The sequence below is a fragment of the Micromonospora sp. CNZ303 genome, assembly GCF_004345505.1.
Genome location: NZ_SLVT01000051.1, coordinates 1 through 1438, shown reverse-complemented (window position 1 = coordinate 1438; position 1438 = coordinate 1). Strand labels below are relative to the sequence as shown.

At 72.3% G+C, this 1438-nt stretch carries 1 protein-coding gene; it reads right to left on the bottom strand.

Annotation, left to right across the window (positions count from 1 at the left end; translation table 11 throughout):
* Positions 1 to 1438 (bottom strand): molybdopterin-dependent oxidoreductase (locus tag EV374_RS32340; RefSeq protein ID WP_165947973.1); only part of this gene is annotated, 1438 nt, incomplete at both ends.

The window sequence follows — 1438 nt, the reverse complement described above, 5'->3', positions numbered from 1 at the left end:
ACGCTGGTGAACGTGCCGGTCTTCTCGCCCCAGGTGGCACCGGGCAGCACCACGTCGGCCAGTTCGGCGGTCTCGGTCAGGAACAGGTCCTGCACCACCACGAACAGCTCCGGCTTCGCCAGGATCCGCCGGATCCGCGACAGCTCCGGCAGGGACACCGCCGGGTTGGTGGCGCTGATCCAGAGCAGCTTGATCGAGCCCTGCTCGGCGTACCGGAAGATCTGCATGGCGTGCGTCGGGGGCGCCCAGTGCGGGATGACGTCGACGTCGACGTTCCAGAGCCGGGCCAGTTCCTCGATGTGCGCGGTGTTCTCCCAGTTGCGCAGGCCCGGCAGGTCCCCGTCGGCGCCGGTCTCCCGGGTGTTCTGCGCGGTGGGCTGGCCGTTCATCTGGTAGATCCCGGCGCCGGGCCGGCCGATCATGCCCCGGATCAGGTGCAGGTTGTTGACGCCGCAGGCGGCGGCGGTGGCCTGGTTGGACTGGTAGAAGCCCTGCAACACCGTCGACAGCAGCCGCCGCGAGGTGCCGAGCAGCTCGGCGGCGCGTTCCACGTCGGCGGCCGGCACGTCGCAGATGTCGGCGACCCGCCGGGGCGGGTAGCCGTCGACGATCCGGTGCAGCTCCTCGAAGCCGAGCGTGTGCGCCTCGACGTAGTCCCGGTCGTACCAGCCACGCCGGATGATCTCCCGGAGCAGGCCGTTCATCAGGGCCACGTTCGTGCCGCTGCGCACGGCGAGGTGCAGGTCGGCCTCCCGCGCCACCGGGGTGGCGCGCGGGTCGACCGCCAGCATCGCCGGCGGGTTGGGGCCCCGCCGCCGGTCCAGCATCCGCATCCAGAGCACCGTCTGGGTCTCGGCGACGTTGTGCCCCCACAGGGCCATCGCGTCGCAGTGGTCCACGTCGGTGTACGAGCCGGGTTGGCCGTCGGTGCCGAAGCTCGCCTTCATCGCGGCGGCGGCGGTGGCGGTGCAGAGCCGGGTGTTGCCGTCCATGTGCGGCGTGCCCAGCCCGGCCTTGCCGATCACGCCCAGCGCGTAGTACTCCTCCAGGAACAGCTGGCCGGTGGTGTAGAAGCCGAAGTGTCCCCACCCGCCCGGACCGTCGAGGAGTTCCTTCGACCGGGCCACGATCCGGCCCATCGCGGTGTCCCAGTCCGTCTCGACGAGCCGGCCGCCCTCGCGCACCAGCGGCCGGGCCAGCCGGTCGGGGCTGTGGTTGGCCTGCCAGCCGTACAGGTCCTTGGGGCCGAGCCGGCCCCGGTTGATCCGGTCCACCGCCCGGCCCCGCACCCCGACGATCCGGCCGTCGGCGACCGCGATGTCCAGCGCGTCGCCGTTGGAGTGCAGCACCGACGCCGACTGCACCCACCGGTCCACGTCCGCCTCGGTCAGGTCACCGTCGAGGAACCGGTCCACCCGCACCGGCCACTCCTGCCCCG